This window comes from Pseudomonas sp. Z003-0.4C(8344-21) (assembly GCF_900104975.1).
Classification (GTDB): Bacteria; Pseudomonadota; Gammaproteobacteria; order Pseudomonadales; family Pseudomonadaceae; genus Aquipseudomonas; species Aquipseudomonas granadensis.
In genome coordinates, this window is the sequence record NZ_LT629756.1 from 4,558,148 (window position 1) to 4,573,574 (window position 15,427).

A 15,427-nucleotide genomic window follows, 5' to 3' on the forward strand; every position below is an offset into this window, starting at 1 on the left:
TTGTAAAGTTTGTGTCTACTCTGTTTGCCGGTAGCCTGCGTGTCGCCACGAACGCAGCGACATCAGGGAATTACTTGCGCGCGGTGACCACGGTTGGAGCGTTCGCCAGGGCGCGTTTCGCTTCGATAAAGGTCTTGCTCCAGTAGCTGTCACCCAGGCTGTCGATGCGAACACCGCCGCTGCGACGACTGCTGGAGTGGATGAACTGGTTGTCGCCCAGGTAGATCCCGGCGTGACTGACCCGGCCGCGACGGCCGTTGGTGGCGAAGAACAACAGATCGCCCGGTTCAAGGTTGCTGCGCGCAACAAGCGGTGCATCAACGTTGATCATTTCGCGGGTGGAGCGCGGCAGGTTCATGCCAGCTTCTTCGCGGAACAGGTAGCCGATGAAACCGCTGCAATCGAAACCGGCTTCAGAGGTACCGCCGAAACGGTAACGGGTCCCGATCAGGGACATGCCGCGTTCGAGAATGCTGTCGGCCAGCACAGGAAGCTGATAAGGCTTCTTGCCGTTGAATTCATTGAGTTCTTTTTCGGTGTCCAGCTCTTCCTGGTAAATAACGGAAGACTGGGCCGTGGCGGAATTTTTAACCTGTTGAGGCTGCTCTTGAACTGGAGAGTGAGCAGCACACCCGTACAACAGGGTGACAAGTGCGAGAGGCACGAGGGGTGCGAAGCGCTTTAGCATGGGCACGACCGTGGCTGATAGTTGTAAAGAAGCCGAGACTATGCCCGCTATCGTCCTCATTTGCAAATTCAATCGAACTTTATGTGACTTGGCGGTTTCGCGTTTACATCTAAGCGCTTAAGCCCATTTGACCCGATACGCGGCCTGCAACCCCTGCAGGAATGCGGATTTTCTGGCGCCTGAAAGATGCCGCCCTCCCCTTGAAACCTGTAGAACAACAGGCTCGGCTTACCAGCCCAAGGTTTCTTTGAGGAATGGAATGGTCAGCTTGCGCTGGGCCTGCAACGAGGCCTGGTCAAGCTGTTCGAGCAGATCGAACAATGCGCTCATGCTGCGCGTGCCGCGAGTCAGAATGAAGTGCCCGACCTCATCGGTCAGGTGCAAACCACGACGCGAGGCGCGCAATTGCAGCGCACGCAATTTGTCTTCGTCGGAAAGTGGGCGCATCTGGAAGATCAGCGCCAGGGTCAGGCGCGATTTCAGGTCGGCCAGTTTCACTGGCAGCTCGCGCGGCGACGTCGACGCGGCGATCAGCAGACGCCGACCGCTGTCACGCAGACGATTGAACAGATGAAACATTGCCTCTTCCCAGTCCGCCTTGCCGGCAATCACCTGCAAGTCGTCGAGACAGACCAACTCGTATTGTTCGAGGTTGTCGAGGATTTCGACGCCGCGGTCCATCAACTCGGCCAGCGGCAGGTACACCGCCGGCTCGCCCATCTGCTCGAAACGCAAGCACGCGGCCTGCAACAGATGCGTACGCCCTACGCCGTGTTTGCCCCACAGGTAGATCAGGCTCTCTGTCCAGCCGGCGTCGGCTTCGCACAGACGCTCGACATAGCCGAGTGCAGCGGCATTGGCGCCTGGGTAGTAGTTGATGAAGGTGGCGTCGTCACGCAGACGCACACCTAGGGGCAGCTGAATCGGTTTCATGCTGACTGAACGGTTACCAAGGAACCGTTAGTGGCCTCTGTGTAAAGTTGGCGAAGTTTATACCCGTGACGCTGAGCGCACAATGCGACAGAGTCCAAGCAAAATCAAAGGTTTGCGTTAACGCCTTGGTTTCCTGACAGATTCTTTGGCGCCAGCGCCTGTGGAAAACGCGGCAACCCGGCGGTTCGCCGGGCCGCCCTTCGCCCTTACAACTCCGGCTCGTCCACACCACTATAGATGTCGGAATCCTTGTACAGGTCGTGCATATGGCGCACCAGGACCATGATTACCGCCGCCACCGGCAGCGCCAGCAGCACACCGGTAAAACCGAACAACTCGCCACCGGCGAGAATGGCGAAAATAACCGCCACCGGATGCAGGCCGATGCGGTCGCCCACCAGCAGCGGTGTCAGCACCATGCCTTCCAGCGCCTGCCCGACCATGAATACTGCGACGATGCCAACCATCGGGTACAGATCGCCACCGAACTGGAACAACCCGGCGATCAGCGCCGCGCCGATACCGATCACGAAGCCCATATAAGGCACGATCGCCGCCAGACCTGCGATCAGGCCGATCAACAGGCCCAGCTCGAGACCGACGATCATCAGCCCCGCCGCGTAGATCACGCCCAGCGCCAGCATCACCAGCAACTGCCCGCGCACGAACGCGCCGAGCACTTCATGGCATTCGCCGGCCAGCGCCACCACGCGCTCTTCGCGATCACGCGGCAGCAGGCTGCGGATCTTCGCCATCATCACGTCCCAATCGCGCAGCAGGTAAAAGCTCACCACCGGAATCAGCACCAGATTCGCCAGCCAGCCAATCAGCGCCAGACTCGACGCCGTCGCCTGGCTCAGCACCACGCCGACGATGTCGGTGGTCTGGCCCATGTGTTCACTGATTGCCGCCTTGACCTTGTCGAACTTCCAGAAACCGTCCGACAGCCCCAGCTTCGCCTGCGCCCACGGCACGGCGATGTGCTGCAACCAGTCGAGCATCTGCGGCGCCAATTCGTACAGACGCAGCAACTGCTTGGCGAGCATCGGCACCAGCACCAACAACAGTGCAGTAACGATCAAGGTGAACAAGGCGAACACCGCGATGACTCCCCAGGTGCGCGACAGACCCGCGCGCTCCAGCCGATCCACCAGCGGATCGAACAGATAAGCCAGTAGCAGCGCAACCAGGAACGGCGTGAGGATCGGGTGCAGCAACCATACAAACGCGCAAAGCAGGACTACCCCACCGAGCCAGAACCAACGCCGCGTATCGGCCATTTACCACTCCTGCTTCTATATAAAGAAAGATTTACCAACGAAAGCGTAACGACGGCGCCGCTGCTACCGGAGCCGGCGCTGCCACCGGTGCAGCACCTGCCTCCACGGTCTGCGGCACAGCCACCGGAGCCGGCGCTTCTGGCGGCAGTTCCTGCAACTTCGCCAATGAAAGCTGCGCACGCAGCTGCTCGGCGCTGCCGCTGACCCGGTAGACGATACGATCGCCGTCAACAGTCTGCAGACGCACGCCGAACGGTTCGAGTAACCGCAACAACGCCGCGTAATGCTCCAGATTCATGCCCTGCACTTCGAGGGTCTGCTGCCCTGACACACCGGGCTTGACCACAAAGCGCGGCGCCAGGCGCTCGGCCACAGCCAGCATCACCGCATCGGCCACAGCGGCCTGATCGGCACCCTGCACGCTGCCAGCTTCTTTCTGATCGCCCAGCCACAGACGCCACTTGGCCTGCCACTGCCCGCCTTCTTCACGGGCATGCACGGCCAGCAAGGCGTCGGCGTTGTAGCGTTCGGAGGCACTGCGCAACGGCGCGGCATCGGCGCCCTCGAGTGTCGGCGCGGTGGCGACCAACTGCTCGCTCAGGTCGGCCAGCGGCAGGCGCAGCGGCAAGCCGCGATGTTGCGCCGCCGCGCGCAGTGGTGCTGCAGCGGCCTGACCATCGCCGACCAGACTCGAGCCTTCGGTCGAATCGTTCAGCCACCAACCGAGAATCGACGGCCGATTGGCGCCCCACAAGGATAACCCGGCGCGACGCAGCGCCTGCTCGCTGGTCCCCGGGTCGAAATCGACCTTCAGCACTTCCGGCGGCCCGGCATCGAAACCGAATTGGCTGATGATCTGCTGCGGATCCTTGCGGATCGCCGCCAAACCAGGACTTTGCGGGGCTTTCGGGTCGCCGGTCAGACGCAGCACCAGCGTGTCGAGCGCCGCCTGCGTGGCGCGATCGCGCTCTTCCGGCGCCTGGCCGGTGACTGGCTGGCGTACCTGATAAAGACCTTTGAGATTTTCGGCATGACTCGCCAGGCTGAGCAGCGACAGACAGCCTACAAACAAAAATTTTACAAAACGCATGGAGAATTCCCGTCGACAGGAGCGGCTGGAACAGGCCGCGTGAACCGTTTGAGCAAGGCTGTGACCCTTGGCCTGCGCAAAACATTCACACGGCGGCGGTAAGTTTTTGCACAGTGATAACGATAGACGGTTAATGGCCACACCTTATACAGACGTTCAGGGCGCTGGATTGTAAAAAAATTCCGCGGATATGGCCCTGCCCGTCGGTGCGAGGATGGCCGCTGCCCCTCAAGCCTGATAAAATCGCGCGCCTTCGCAGACCGGCAACAGCCGGGCACCCCGAAACTCGCGTGAGGCCACCGCCACCTCGATTTCGATGTTCCCGCTGAACTCGGTCGTTACCCCCTGAATCCCCTCCCCTAAAGGCCTGGATCATGAGCAAGCAACCCTCCCTGAGCTACAAGGACGCCGGTGTAGACATCGACGCCGGTGAAGCATTGGTCGAACGCATCAAGAGCGTCGCCAAGCGCACTGCGCGCCCGGAAGTCATGGGCGGCCTGGGCGGTTTCGGCGCCCTCTGCGAAATCCCGGCCGGCTACAAGCAGCCCGTGCTGGTGTCCGGCACCGACGGCGTCGGCACCAAGCTGCGTCTGGCGCTGAACCTGAACAAGCACGACAGCATCGGCATCGACCTGGTCGCCATGTGCGTCAACGATCTGGTGGTGTGCGGTGCCGAGCCGCTGTTCTTCCTCGACTACTACGCCACCGGCAAACTCAACGTCGACACCGCAGCCCAGGTGGTGACCGGTATCGGCGCCGGCTGCGAACTGTCGGGTTGCTCGCTGGTGGGCGGCGAAACCGCTGAAATGCCAGGCATGTACGAAGGCGAAGACTACGACCTGGCCGGCTTCTGCGTCGGCGTCGTGGAAAAAGCCGAAATCATCGACGGCTCGAAAGTCGCCACCGGTGACGCGCTGATCGCCCTGCCATCGTCCGGTCCGCACTCCAACGGCTACTCGCTGATCCGCAAGATCATCGAAGTCTCCGGCGCCGACATCGAAACCATCCAGCTCGACGGCAAACCGCTGACCGACCTGCTGATGGCCCCGACCCGCATCTACGTCAAGCCACTGCTCAAGCTGATCAAGGACACCGGCGCGGTCAAGGCCATGGCCCACATCACCGGTGGTGGCCTGCTCGACAACATCCCGCGCGTGCTGCCAAAAGGCGCTCAAGCGGTGGTTGACGTCGCCAGCTGGACCCGTCCTGCGGTGTTCGACTGGCTGCAAGCGCAAGGCAACGTTGACGAAACCGAGATGCACCGCGTGCTGAACTGCGGCGTCGGCATGGTCATCTGCGTGGCTCAGGAGCACGTTGAAGTGGCACTGAATACCCTGCGTGACGCGGGCGAGCAGCCTTGGGTCATCGGTCAGATCGCCGCGGCTGCCGAAGGCGCTGCCCAGGTCGATCTGCAGAACCTTAAGGCTCATTGATGTCCGCACCCTGTGATGTCGTGGTGCTGTTGTCCGGCACCGGCAGTAACTTGCAGGCTCTGATCGACAGCACGCGGACCGGCGACAGCCCGGTCCGCATCGCTGCAGTGATTTCCAATCGCGCCGACGCCTACGGCCTGCAGCGCGCCAGTGACGCGGGTATCGCCACCCGCTCGCTGGATCACAAGGCATTCGAAGGCCGCGAGGCCTTCGATGCTGCACTGATCGAACTGATCGACGAATTCCAACCGAAACTCGTGGTACTGGCCGGCTTCATGCGCATTCTCAGCGCTGATTTCGTCCGGCATTACCAGGGTCGTCTGCTCAATATCCATCCGTCGTTGCTGCCAAAATACAAAGGGTTACACACTCATCAGCGTGCGCTGGAGGCCGGCGACACGGAACACGGCTGCTCGGTGCACTTTGTCACTGAGGAACTCGATGGCGGGCCTCTGGTCGTACAGGCAGTATTACCGGTAGAGTTGCACGACACGCCGCAGAGTCTGGCGCAGCGCGTCCACGTTCAGGAACACCGGATTTACCCGATGGCGGTACGCTGGTTTGCCGAAGGCAGGCTGGCACTCGGGGAGCACGGTGCTTTGCTGGACGGGCAGTTACTCGCCGCCAGCGGCCACTTGATTCGAATCTAGGAGATATTATGCGTCGCGCCCTGCTCTTCGCTTGCGCTCTGCTCGCCCTGCCCTTCGCGCAGGCAGCGGACCTTCAACCGTTCTCCGCCAGCTACACCGCCGACTGGAAGCAACTGCCCATGAGCGGCACCGCCGAGCGCAGTCTGGCCAAGGAAGCCAACGGCGTCTGGAAGCTCAGCTTCAAGGCCTCGATGATGATCGCCAGCCTGACTGAAGAAAGCACCCTGACGCTGGACAAGGACACCTTGCTGCCACAGTCCTATCACTTCGAACGCGGTGGTCTGGGCAAAGCCAAAAAGGCTGATCTGGATTTCGACTGGAACAACAAACTGGTCACCGGCACCGACCGTGGCGACGCGGTGAAGATCCCGCTGAACCGTGGCATGGTCGACAAGTCCACCTATCAACTGGCGCTGCAGCATGACGTGGCCGCCGGCAAGAAGACCATGAGTTATCAAGTGGTCGATGATGGCGAAGTCGATACCTATGACTTCCGCGTGCTGGGCTCGGAAAAAGTCGAGACCAAGGCCGGCAAGATCGACGCGATCAAAGTCGAACGCGTGCGCGACCCGACACAAAGCAAGCGCATCACCGTGCTGTGGTTCGCCAAGGACTGGGATTATCTGCTGGTGCGTCTGCAGCAGGTCGAGACCGACGGCAAGGAGTACAACATCATGCTCCAGGACGGCACGGTCAACGGCAAGGCTGTCAAAGGCAGCTGATTCATAGCAGAACAAAGAGCCCCGCGGAATGCGGGGCTTTTTATTGGCTACGGGATTGGAGATTTGTGGCTGGCTCGGCCCTCACCCCAGCCCTCTCCCCAGGAGAGGGAGCCTACCGAGGTGTCTTTTGCTATGCATCGACCTGACAGACCGAGTCGATTATGGATTCAATGGAGGTCGCTCAGGTCGGCGTAACTCTCCGATTCCCTGCGGTCAGTCCCCTCTCCCTCCGGGAGAGGGTTAGGGTGAGGGGCTTTTCGAAATAACACACTCAAACCGAAAACCGCGCCACCATCCCGTTCAAATCCACCGCCAACCGCGACAACTCCTGACTCGCCGCACTGGTTTGATTGGCCCCGGCCGACGTCTGCATCGCCAGATCGCGAATGTTCATCAGGTTACGGTCCACCTCCCGCGCCACCGCGGCCTGCTCCTCCGAAGCACTGGCAATCACCAGGTTGCGTTCGTTGATCAGGGTAAACGCCGAGGCGATCTCTTCCAGCGCCATACCGGCAGACTTGGCCAGTTCCAGCGTCGAACGCGCCCGCGTATTGCTCTGCTGCATCGAACTGACCGCCGAATCAGTGCCCTGCTGAATCCCGCCAATCATCTGTTCGATTTCCTGCGTCGATTGCTGGGTGCGATGGGCCAAGGCCCGCACTTCATCGGCGACCACCGCAAAGCCACGTCCGGCATCACCAGCGCGCGCGGCCTCGATCGCGGCGTTCAAGGCCAGCAGATTGGTCTGCTCGGCAATCGAACGAATCACATCCAGCACCTTGCTGATGCCATGAATCTTCTGCGCCAGATCTTCGACCTTGGCCGCGTTCTGGGTCACGTCGCCGGCGAGAAATTCGATGGATGTCACCGTCTGCTGCACTTGCTCGCGACCCTGGCGGGCGATGCGATCGGATTCACGCGACGCTTCGGACGTGGCCACGGCGTTGTTTGCCACCTCCTCCACCGCCGCGGTCATCTGGTTGACCGCCGTGGCCGCCTGCTCGATTTCCTGACTTTGCTGATGCAAGCCGCGGGTGGCGTCTTCGGTGACGCTGCTCAGTTCTTCGGAAGCCGAGGCCAGTTGCGTAGACGACTCGGAGATCCGCCGGATCGTGTCACGGAGGTTGTACTGCATGCTCTTGAGTGCCTGCAACAGCCGCGCCGGCTCGTCTTTGCCAGCGATTTGAATATCGCCGGTCAAATCACCGCCGGCGACGACTTCAGCCACGCTGAGCGACTGAGTCAATGGCACGACGATGCTGCGGGTCAACAGCCACGCCAGGCCAATGGTGATCAGCGCGGTCAATGCAATCATCGCGGCAACCCAGACCCGTGAATGGTTGAACACCTGACGTGCCGCCTCGGTGGCCAGATTCGCATTGTGCTTGTTCAGATCGACCAGTTCGCGCAGGGTGACGGCGATCTCGTCGGCCAGTGCGCTCATCTGCTCGTTGAGAATCGTTGAAGCTTCGGCTACCCGATTCTGCCCCGACAGCTGCACAACCTGTGCCTGGAGCTCAAGGTATTTGTGTTCGGCGACCTTGAAGCGATCGAACAACGCCCGTTCTTCAGGCAGGGCGATAAGCCCCTCATAGCGCCGCTGCGTCTCGGTCAGACCATTGCGCAGCTCGTTGAGCTTGGCGACGTTCTGCTCAAGCGCCCTGGGGTCTCGATTGAGCAGCAGGCGCATGGTCAAGGCGCGCAGGCGCAGCATGTCCTGACTCATGTCCCCGACCGCCATCACGCTCGGCAGCCAGTTGTTGTCGACCTCATCGGACTGCGCGCGCATGTTCGACATTTGCAGCAAGGCAAACGCCCCAAGGGCGAATACCATCACCGCCAACAGGCCAAACCCCACGCCGGCGCGGGGGGCAATATTGAAATTACGGATGTTCATGACACTGGCTCCTTCCAAAAGCGCTGCATCAGCCTGCAGCGGGTTGCTTTAGAAGGTATCGGCATTGCCTTGAAATTGCGTAAGACGAAAAGGCGATAGGCAGACGAGCGGCTAGTTCGAAGCGCTGGGCTTAATGTTTCAGCGCTGGTCAGGGCTTTTGAGCGTATCGCGCGGCAGTATCGCCAGGAAGTTATCCCGCGCAACCTTCCGGGCCACCGCCTCCGGCAGTGCATCCAGAAACGGACGATAGCTGTGCATTTCCCGACCGAGTTTGTTGAATCGTCCTACCACGTCAGAGCCGAGCATAAAGCGATCAGGGTACTTTTCCACCAGCGCCAGCCACTCCGGCCGAGGTTTGCCCTGCTCATCCAGCAGGTAAGGCGTGAGCATGCTCCACGACAGATCGACGAACAGATTCGGATAAGCCTCAAGCATGCGCGTCAGGGTCGGCAGCAGAAACGGCAGCTGCTTTTGATGCCGATGGATTTCCGCACTGGTGCCCGCATGCGCCCAGATGAAGCGGGTGTGTGGATGATTACGCAGCGGCTCTTCGACTTCCTGCAGATACAGCGGATTTTTCTCACGTTTGGAGGTGATGTTGGAATGCAGCATCACTGGCAGATCATTTTCCGCAGCAAGGTGATAGATCTTCGTCATCGCTTCGTTGTTGGCTCGCGGGGTGTCGCCCGCGGTGAGCGCGGTCAGATCGTCGTGCCGGGTAAACACTTCGCCAATGCCCTGCCACAGCCCCGGATACAGGTCGAGCATGCGCTGGATGTGCGCGGCGGAGTTTTTGTCGTTGGGATTGAAACCTGACAAGAACGGATGGAAATACTGGCGCTGTTCCGGCGACAGCTTTTGCACCGCATCGGCAATGATCACGTCGGTGGCGCTGTACCAGTAGGCGTCGGCGTCATCACCGGCGTAATAGCGCGGGCGCTTGGGTTCGTCCTCGTGCCACTTCTTCGCCACGGGAATGCCGGAAATCATCACATGCTCGATGGAGTTTTCCTTCATGGCTGCCAGCAGTTTCGCCATGCCGGCGCTTTCCTGGAAAAAATCCACGTAATGCAGGTGCGCATCGCTGTAGGTGTATTCGCGGGCATGGGCAGTCCCGGCGAGAGCCAGAAGGCAGACGACAATCAGACGAGACAAAAACACAAGTAATCTCCGGCAAGTGGGCATAGCCTAGACCCCGCCCAAAGGACAAGGGTTCAGCCCTCACGGAAAGCGGAACGCGTACCGGTGGGAATGTTCTATAACTGCAAGGTCTTGCCTGATCCAACGATTTTTCCTGCTGCCTGTGAGGTTCTCATGACTGTTACCGTCAATACCGTCTCCGCTGAAGGCTATCGTCACACCGTACAAATCGATGACCACGAACTGTTTGCCGACGTGCCGAAAACGGCTGGCGGTGAAGGTTCGGCGCCTGAGCCACACGATTATTTCGATGCCGCACTTGGCGCCTGCAAAGCGCTGACGCTGAAGATGTATGCGAAGAAGAAGGACATCCCGCTGACCGGCGTTGGCGTCGACGTCAAACGCGACAACAGCGAAGAGCAGAAAGGCAAATACGTCCTGCATGTCACCCTGACCCTCAAAGGCGTACTCACCGACGCGCAACGCGACGAACTGTTGCGGGTCGCCGACCGTTGCCCGATTCACAAACTGATGACCACCAGTGACGTGACGATCGAAACCCACACCCCGCAAGGCTTCGACAGCCAATAAACCTCCCATGGCCAGCGGCGGGTTATGCTTCTGGCATCGCCCGCTCAGCCTGGAATATCCCCATGGATACGCAACCCCTGATCATCCGCCCGCGCGCCGAAGACGTCGAAGGCCAGCCGATCCTGCGCCCGCTGCCGTCAGCCAAATGCCGCAGCGTCGGGCCTTTCGTGTTTTTCGACCACATGCTCGAGACGGTTTATCCGACCGGCAAAGGCATGGACATCCGACAGCATCCGCACATCGGTCTGTCGACCCTGACCTATCTTTTCGAAGGCCAACTGCAACACAAGGACAGCCTTGGCTCGGATCAAGTAGTCAGCGCTGGTGATGTCAGCTGGATGACTGCCGGCAGTGCGATCGCCCATGTCGAGCGCACACCGGCGCCGTTATTGGCGCAAAGCTTTACTTTGCATGGGTTGCAGGTCTGGCTGGCCTCGCCCAGGGAACACGAACAGGGGCCGGGACACTACAGCCATCATCCGGCGGCGAGCTTGCCGGTCAGCGATAACCTCGGCGTGCAGATCCGCATGATTGCCGGGTCAGGCTTTTGCCTCGAATCGCCGGTGCCGGTGCTTTCTCCTACGCTGTATGCCGAAGTACAGATGCAGAGCGCAACGACGCTGCTGATTCCGAGCGAGCATGCAGAGCGGGCGGTGTATGTGCTGAGTGGCGATGCGCAACTGAACGGCGAAGCCATCGAGGCCCACGCGTTGGTGGTGCTGCCGGCCGGGGAAGAGATGAGTCTGTTTGCCGAAAGTGATGTGCACGCGGTGATATTCGGCGGTGCGGCGCTGGACGGGCCGCGACGGATCAACTGGAATTTCGTCGCCAGTGATCCGGCGGCGATCGATGAAGCACGGCGCAAATGGGCGGCCGGGGATTGGCCGACGGTGCCGGGGGAAGTGGAGCGGATCGAGTTACCGCGTTGAACCCTTTGCCCTCACCCCAGCCCTCTCCCGCAGGGAGAGGGAGCCGACCGAGGTGCCTTGCGCCTTACATCGACCTGAATGATCGAATCGATTATGGATTCAGCAGAAGGCGCTCGGTTCGGCGTAACTCCCGAGCATCCCGCATTCAGTCCCCTCTCCCTTTGGGAGAGGGCTAGGGTGAGGGGCCTTTGCTTTTAAGGTTTCAGCTTCGGCTTCAGGCTTCAGCCCTTGAACACTTCATCCAGCAAATCATGCATCGCTTTGAACGCGCGCTTCGCGGTCTTCTCGTCGTACATCATCTTGCCCGGCACGTTCGCATGCGGGTCGGTAAACGAGTGCACCGCACCGCCGTAGCTGAGCAACTGCCAGTCCACGCCGGCGGCGTTCATTTCGTCTTCAAACGCTGGCAATTGCTCTTTCGGCACCAGCGGATCGGACGCGCCGTGCAGCACCAGCACTGAGCCCTTGATGTTCTGCGCATCCGCCGGGTTCGGCGAGTCCAGCGTGCCGTGGAACGACACCGCCGCTTTCACCGGCGCGCCAGTGCGGGCCAGATCCAGTGCACAGCAGCCGCCGAAGCAGAAACCGAACACCGCCAGTTTCGACGTATCGACCGCCGCTTCACCCTGGCTCTGCAACTGCTCGAAAGCCACTTGCAGACGTTTGCGCAGCAGAGCGCGGTCGTCCTTGAGTGGCATCATCGCCGCCAGCGCCTCATCGGCATTCTGTGGACGTACGCTTTGACCGTAGACGTCAGCGATCAATACCACATAACCCTTGGCCGCTACCGCTTTGGCGATGTCTTCGGCACCGGCGCTGACGCCCATCCAGTTCGGCGCCATCAACAAACCCGGCAGCGCACCCTTGTGTTCGGCATCGAAGGCCAAACGACCTTCATAAGGCTGGCCGTCAATCTGGTAGATCACGGAACGTACAGTGACTTGGCTCATTTCTGACTCCTGATTCGTTAAACACCAGAATGAAAAAACCCGCCGAAGCGGGTTTTTCCTACAACGTGATCAAACCGACAGTTCAACCAGCAGCTTGTTCAGACGGCGCACATAAGCGGCCGGGTCTTTCAAGCTGTCGCCAGCAGCCAGCGCGGCCTGATCGAAGAGAATGTGCGACAGGTCGCCGAAACGCTCTTCGTTCTGCTCGCCATCGAGTTTCTCGATCAGCGGGTGGTTCGGGTTGAATTCGAAGATCGGCTTCGAATCCGGCACCTTCTGCCCGCTCGCCTCGAGGATCTGGCGCATTTGCAGCCCCAGGTCCTGCTCGCCAATGGCCAGAATGGCTGGCGAATCCGTCAGGCGATGCGACACACGAACTTCCGCAACGGACTCGCCCAGCGCGGTCTTCAGGCGCTCGACCAGACCTTCCTTGGACTTGGCGACTTCTTCTGCAGCCTTCTTGTCCTCTTCCGAGTCCAGATTGCCCAGATCGAGGTCACCGCGTGCCACGTCGACGAAGGTCTTGCCGTCGAACTCGCTGAGGTAGCTCATCAGCCACTCGTCGATGCGGTCGGTCAGCAGCAGCACTTCTATGCCTTTCTTGCGGAAGACTTCCAGGTGCGGGCTGTTCTTGACCTGCGCGTAGGTCTCGCCGGTGAGGTAGTAGATCTTGTCCTGACCTTCCTTGGCGCGGGCCAGGTAGTCGGCCAGACCGACGATCTGCTCGCCGTCGTCACCCTGAGTCGATGCGAAGCGCAGCAGACCGGCAATTTTCTCTTTGTTGGCGAAATCTTCTGCCGGGCCTTCTTTCATGACCTGACCGAAGTTTTTCCAGAAGCCCTTGTATTGCTCTGGCTCGTTCTTCGCCAGTTTTTCCAGCATGTCCAGTACGCGCTTGGTCAGCGCAGTCTTCATCGAATCGATGATCGGGTCTTTCTGCAGGATTTCACGCGACACGTTCAGCGACAGATCGTTGGAATCGACCACACCTTTGATGAAGCGCAGGTACAGCGGCAGGAACGACTCGGCCTGATCCATGACAAACACACGCTGCACGTACAGCTTCAGGCCTTTTGGCGCTTCACGCTGGTACAGATCGAACGGGGCGCGGGCCGGCACGTAGAGCAGCGAGCTGTACTCGAGCTTGCCTTCGACCTTGTTGTGACTCCACGACAGTGGGTTCTCGAAGTCATGCGCGATGTGCTTGTAGAACTCCTGGTATTCCTCGTCCTTCACTTCAGTGCGCGGACGGGTCCACAGGGCACTGGCGCGGTTGACCGTTTCCCACTCGACGGCAGGAGCCTCTTCGCCTTCAGCCGCGGTGACTTCTTTCGGCAGCTCGATCGGCAGCGCGATGTGGTCGGAATACTTCTTGATGATGTTGCGCAGACGCCAGCCATCGGCGAACTCGTCTTCACCGGATTTCAGGTGCAGGACGATGCGGGTGCCGCGCTCTGACTTGTCAATGTTGGCGACTTCGAACTCGCCCTCGCCTTTCGACGACCAGTGCACGCCTTCGCTGGCAGCAGTGCCGGCGCGACGGCTGTAGACGTCAACCTTGTCGGCAACGATGAACGCGGAGTAGAAACCCACGCCGAACTGACCGATCAGGTGCGAATCCTTCTTCTGATCGCCGGACAGGTTTTTCATGAAATCGGCAGTGCCGGACTTGGCGATGGTCCCCAGGTGGGTGATCACATCGTCACGGTTCATACCGATACCGTTGTCTTCGAGAGTGACGGTCTTGGCGTCCTTGTCGAAGCTCACACGGATTTTCAGGTCAGCGCCGCCCTCGAGCAACTCTGGCTTGGCCAGCGCTTCGAAGCGCAGCTTGTCGACAGCGTCAGAGGCGTTCGAGATCAATTCGCGCAGGAAGATTTCCTTGTTCGAATACAGCGAATGGATCATGAGGTGCAGCAGCTGCTTTACCTCGGTCTGGAAGCCCAGGGTTTCCTTTTGAGTTTCCACACTCATGGTCATCAAACTCCAATCAGATGGCAGTGGCCGTGACCCGAATGGTCGGCGGCGGGTTGTCATCTGAGTTTGGGGCGCCGTTCAGGATTTCAAGGGTTCATCGATTTTGAAGTGCGCACGCGCAGTGGCAATCGGTTCAGCCTCGGTCGTTTGCCAGGCGGTGATCGCCACATTGGCAACCCGACGCCCCTGCCGGCAGACCTGACATTTGGCCCATGTGTCGCGAAACTGCCCGGCGCGCAGGTAGTCGAGGGAAAAGTCGATGATCTTCGGCACGCCCGGGGCGCCAGTGAAAATCAGCAGATGCAGGGCGGCCGCCAGCTCCATGAACCCGGCAATCACCCCGCCATGGATCGCCGGCAATAAAGGGTTACCAATGTTGTCCTTGTTCGCCGGCAGCTTGAACAGCAGCTCATCGCCTACCCGCGAGCACTCGATGCCGATCAGGCCGGCGTAGGGGATCAGCTTAAGCAACGGCGCATAGTCGCCTTGCGCATGGGCCAGCTGCAATTGCTGCTTGAGATCATCGCTCACGGCTTGACTCCCTTGATTGCGCCGCCAAAGCCCTGAGTGCCTTTGAGCGCCTTGCCCATCCGCATGAACGTGCCGACAACGTGAGCAATGGGTTGCTCGGGGTCGTCCTGGTAGGCGAATCCGCGGGCGAAAATCACGTCAGTGGTGACTCGGTAGCACTGGGCAAAGCCATAGACATCTTTATGCGGCTCGGCGGCGTGCATGTAATCGATGCGCAGATCGAGGGTTGGGCAGACTTCGAATTCCGGCAGCACGCACAAGGTCGACATGCCGCAGGCCGTGTCCATCAGCGAGGTAATCGCGCCACCATGAATCACCCCGGTTTGCGGGTTACCGACGATCTGCGCACTGTAGGGCAGGATCACCGTCAGGCCTTCGCTGGAGGCGCTCTGCACCTTTAACCCCAGCACCTGACAGTGGCGCAACGCCGAGAGAAACCGCGTCGCGCGCTCAAAAACGCTGTTTTCAGCCATTTGATCATTACTCGCGTTAAAGCCTTTTGCCAGTAGTGGGAAAAGCGGCAAAAGTTCCGTGATAAAACAAACTTATATATCTGAAACAAATGAGGAACTTAACCCGCAGCCCCGAGTTCTTAAGGCCAGTAGTTATTTTCCAT

General features: G+C 60.0%; 15 protein-coding genes and 1 pseudogene. 5 read left to right on the forward strand and 11 right to left on the reverse strand.

Annotated elements, in window-relative coordinates; genetic code table 11:
• Positions 1-70: 70 nt before the first annotated feature.
• The 4 genes from BLU24_RS20525 to BLU24_RS20540 all read right to left on the reverse strand — a co-directional run bounded on the left by BLU24_RS20525 (position 71) and on the right by BLU24_RS20540 (position 3,991).
• Positions 71-688 (reverse strand): C40 family peptidase, encoded by a 618-nt coding sequence (locus tag BLU24_RS20525; protein WP_090282434.1) that lies wholly within the window; start codon positions 686-688, stop codon positions 71-73.
• Between the two features lie 228 nt (positions 689-916).
• A complete protein-coding gene (hda, locus tag BLU24_RS20530; protein WP_007919828.1) occupies positions 917-1,621 on the reverse strand; it encodes a DnaA regulatory inactivator Hda in 705 nt (234 codons plus the stop codon).
• Between the two features lie 206 nt (positions 1,622-1,827).
• Complete coding sequence (locus tag BLU24_RS20535; RefSeq protein ID WP_093103316.1) at positions 1,828-2,901, reverse strand: AI-2E family transporter; 1,074 nt, start codon at positions 2,899-2,901, stop codon at positions 1,828-1,830.
• A gap of 31 nt (positions 2,902-2,932) precedes the next feature.
• Entirely contained in the window at positions 2,933-3,991 is a 1,059-nt protein-coding gene (locus tag BLU24_RS20540) for a DUF2066 domain-containing protein (RefSeq protein WP_093103319.1), read from the reverse strand.
• A 374-nt stretch (positions 3,992-4,365) separates the two neighbouring features.
• Here BLU24_RS20540 and purM point away from each other — a divergent pair, with 374 nt between their 5' ends.
• From purM to BLU24_RS20555, 3 genes are read left to right on the forward strand one after another with little or no spacing between them, the layout of a single operon-like run.
• A complete protein-coding gene (gene purM, locus BLU24_RS20545; RefSeq protein ID WP_093103321.1) occupies positions 4,366-5,424 on the forward strand; it encodes a phosphoribosylformylglycinamidine cyclo-ligase in 1,059 nt (352 codons plus the stop codon).
• Entirely contained in the window at positions 5,424-6,074 is a 651-nt protein-coding gene (purN, locus tag BLU24_RS20550) for a phosphoribosylglycinamide formyltransferase (RefSeq protein ID WP_090282430.1), read from the forward strand. Before purM ends, purN begins: the two co-directional genes overlap by 1 nt.
• Positions 6,075-6,082: 8 nt before the next feature.
• Entirely contained in the window at positions 6,083-6,796 is a 714-nt protein-coding gene (locus BLU24_RS20555; protein ID WP_090282429.1) for a DUF3108 domain-containing protein, read from the forward strand.
• Between the two features lie 271 nt (positions 6,797-7,067).
• Here BLU24_RS20555 and BLU24_RS28270 read toward each other — a convergent pair whose 3' ends face one another.
• From BLU24_RS28270 to BLU24_RS20565, 3 genes and pseudogenes are all read right to left on the reverse strand, one after another.
• The gene (locus BLU24_RS28270) at positions 7,068-7,931 is read right to left on the reverse strand and encodes a methyl-accepting chemotaxis protein (protein ID WP_442965789.1); all 864 of its coding nucleotides are present in this window, start codon (positions 7,929-7,931) and stop codon (positions 7,068-7,070) included.
• Positions 7,926-8,693, reverse strand: a pseudogene (locus BLU24_RS28275) (MCP four helix bundle domain-containing protein); the annotation flags it as partial. The gene BLU24_RS28270 and the pseudogene BLU24_RS28275, both read right to left, overlap by 6 nt.
• A 138-nt stretch (positions 8,694-8,831) precedes the next feature.
• On the reverse strand, positions 8,832-9,878 hold the full coding sequence (locus BLU24_RS20565; RefSeq protein WP_093103327.1) for an amidohydrolase family protein: 1,047 nt from the start codon (positions 9,876-9,878) through the stop codon (positions 8,832-8,834).
• Between the two features lie 129 nt (positions 9,879-10,007).
• On the opposite strand from BLU24_RS20565, the gene BLU24_RS20570 reads away from it, so the two are divergent.
• Both BLU24_RS20570 and BLU24_RS20575 read left to right on the forward strand, forming a co-directional pair.
• The gene (locus BLU24_RS20570) at positions 10,008-10,424 is read left to right on the forward strand and encodes an OsmC family protein (RefSeq protein ID WP_090282426.1); all 417 of its coding nucleotides are present in this window, start codon (positions 10,008-10,010) and stop codon (positions 10,422-10,424) included.
• 62 nt (positions 10,425-10,486) lie between these two features.
• Positions 10,487-11,353, forward strand: coding sequence for a pirin family protein (locus BLU24_RS20575; protein WP_093103330.1), 867 nt, complete (start codon positions 10,487-10,489; stop codon positions 11,351-11,353).
• Positions 11,354-11,574: 221 nt separating this feature from the next.
• On the opposite strand, the gene BLU24_RS20580 is transcribed toward BLU24_RS20575, so the two are convergent.
• The 4 genes from BLU24_RS20580 to BLU24_RS20595 form a co-directional block, all read right to left on the reverse strand.
• The gene (locus BLU24_RS20580) at positions 11,575-12,303 is read right to left on the reverse strand and encodes a dienelactone hydrolase family protein (protein WP_093103333.1); all 729 of its coding nucleotides are present in this window, start codon (positions 12,301-12,303) and stop codon (positions 11,575-11,577) included.
• 69 nt (positions 12,304-12,372) lie between these two features.
• Entirely contained in the window at positions 12,373-14,277 is a 1,905-nt protein-coding gene (gene htpG / locus BLU24_RS20585; protein WP_093106875.1) for a molecular chaperone HtpG, read from the reverse strand.
• An 81-nt stretch (positions 14,278-14,358) separates the two neighbouring features.
• Positions 14,359-14,811 (reverse strand): PaaI family thioesterase, encoded by a 453-nt coding sequence (locus tag BLU24_RS20590; RefSeq protein ID WP_093103335.1) that lies wholly within the window; start codon positions 14,809-14,811, stop codon positions 14,359-14,361.
• Positions 14,808-15,284 carry a PaaI family thioesterase gene (locus BLU24_RS20595; RefSeq protein ID WP_090282422.1) on the reverse strand — a complete coding sequence of 159 codons (477 nt, stop codon included), beginning with the start codon at positions 15,282-15,284 and terminating at the stop codon, positions 14,808-14,810. Before BLU24_RS20595 ends, BLU24_RS20590 begins: the two co-directional genes overlap by 4 nt.
• Positions 15,285-15,427: the final 143 nt, after the last annotated feature.

Bases quoted from the DNA above. Each gene is read 5' to 3' on its own strand.
- BLU24_RS20525 (WP_090282434.1), bottom strand. From the start codon at position 688: ATGCTAAAGCGCTTCGCACCCCTCGTGCCTCTCGCACTTGTCACCCTG.
- hda (WP_007919828.1), bottom strand. From the start codon at position 1,621: ATGAAACCGATTCAGCTGCCCCTAGGTGTGCGTCTGCGTGACGACGCC.
- BLU24_RS20535 (WP_093103316.1), bottom strand. From the start codon at position 2,901: ATGGCCGATACGCGGCGTTGGTTCTGGCTCGGTGGGGTAGTCCTGCTT.
- BLU24_RS20540 (WP_093103319.1), bottom strand. From the start codon at position 3,991: ATGCGTTTTGTAAAATTTTTGTTTGTAGGCTGTCTGTCGCTGCTCAGC.
- purM (WP_093103321.1), top strand. From the start codon at position 4,366: ATGAGCAAGCAACCCTCCCTGAGCTACAAGGACGCCGGTGTAGACATC.
- purN (WP_090282430.1), top strand. From the start codon at position 5,424: ATGTCCGCACCCTGTGATGTCGTGGTGCTGTTGTCCGGCACCGGCAGT.
- BLU24_RS20555 (WP_090282429.1), top strand. From the start codon at position 6,083: ATGCGTCGCGCCCTGCTCTTCGCTTGCGCTCTGCTCGCCCTGCCCTTC.
- BLU24_RS28270 (WP_442965789.1), bottom strand. From the start codon at position 7,931: ATGCAGTACAACCTCCGTGACACGATCCGGCGGATCTCCGAGTCGTCT.
- BLU24_RS20565 (WP_093103327.1), bottom strand. From the start codon at position 9,878: ATGCCCACTTGCCGGAGATTACTTGTGTTTTTGTCTCGTCTGATTGTC.
- BLU24_RS20570 (WP_090282426.1), top strand. From the start codon at position 10,008: ATGACTGTTACCGTCAATACCGTCTCCGCTGAAGGCTATCGTCACACC.
- BLU24_RS20575 (WP_093103330.1), top strand. From the start codon at position 10,487: ATGGATACGCAACCCCTGATCATCCGCCCGCGCGCCGAAGACGTCGAA.
- BLU24_RS20580 (WP_093103333.1), bottom strand. From the start codon at position 12,303: ATGAGCCAAGTCACTGTACGTTCCGTGATCTACCAGATTGACGGCCAG.
- htpG (WP_093106875.1), bottom strand. From the start codon at position 14,277: ATGAGTGTGGAAACTCAAAAGGAAACCCTGGGCTTCCAGACCGAGGTA.
- BLU24_RS20595 (WP_090282422.1), bottom strand. From the start codon at position 15,284: ATGGCTGAAAACAGCGTTTTTGAGCGCGCGACGCGGTTTCTCTCGGCG.